This is a genomic window from Nocardioides sp., assembly GCF_024509035.1.
In the GTDB taxonomy this organism is placed as follows: Bacteria; Actinomycetota; Actinomycetes; order Propionibacteriales; family Nocardioidaceae; genus Nocardioides.
In genome coordinates this window covers 1-626 of the sequence record NZ_JANINT010000401.1, presented here as the reverse complement: position 1 = coordinate 626, position 626 = coordinate 1, and the positions used below count along the sequence as shown (strand labels likewise).

Here is a 626-nt window from a genome sequence, read left to right as displayed (position 1 = left end):
GGTGGCGTAGTCGTAGCCGGCGTCGCCGATGTAGACGGCGTAGAACACCAGGGGCGCGTCGCCGGTGTTCACCGACCGGTGCGCCCAGTGCCCGGGGACGTAGTTGACGATGCCCGGGCGCATCTCCTTGGTCTCCGTCGTCCCGTCCTCGAGCGCCATCACCAGCAGGCCCTGGCCCGACAGGGTCAGGTAGATCTCCGCACGGTCGCGCGTGGCGTGGAAGTGGCCCTTCGTCATGAAGTACTCGCCGCCGACGGTGCCCGGCTGCAGGACCGTGGTCGAGGACAGCAGGTTGTTGTTGGTCGCGGGCACGCGGATCTCGTGCACCGCGTACATCTCGTCCTCGCCGGGCGCGCCGGACTCGTTCAGGAAGTAGCCCGCGAGGTCCGCGTGGCTGCGTCGCAGGATGACCGGGTCCGGCGTCAGGGCGCCGGACTGGAAGTCGACGTGGACGGTGAAGGGCACCATCACGTCGTCGGGCAGGTCGGTGGTCATGTTGGTCTCCAGAGGGTGATGGGGCGGTCAGGCGGAGGCCGCTGCGGAACGGAACTCGGGATCGGCCAGGGCGTCCCGGAGGACCCGCAGGACCGTCTCCGGGCCGCCGCGCATCGGGTTCACGCGGACGG

At 70.0% G+C, this 626-nt stretch carries 1 protein-coding gene; it reads right to left on the bottom strand.

Going from position 1 to position 626, the window contains the following annotated elements:
- Positions 1–495: glucose-6-phosphate isomerase family protein (locus Q0L15_RS22220; protein ID WP_296607031.1), on the bottom strand; the 495-nt coding region annotated here is incomplete at its 3' end.
- Positions 496–626: the final 131 nt, after the last annotated feature.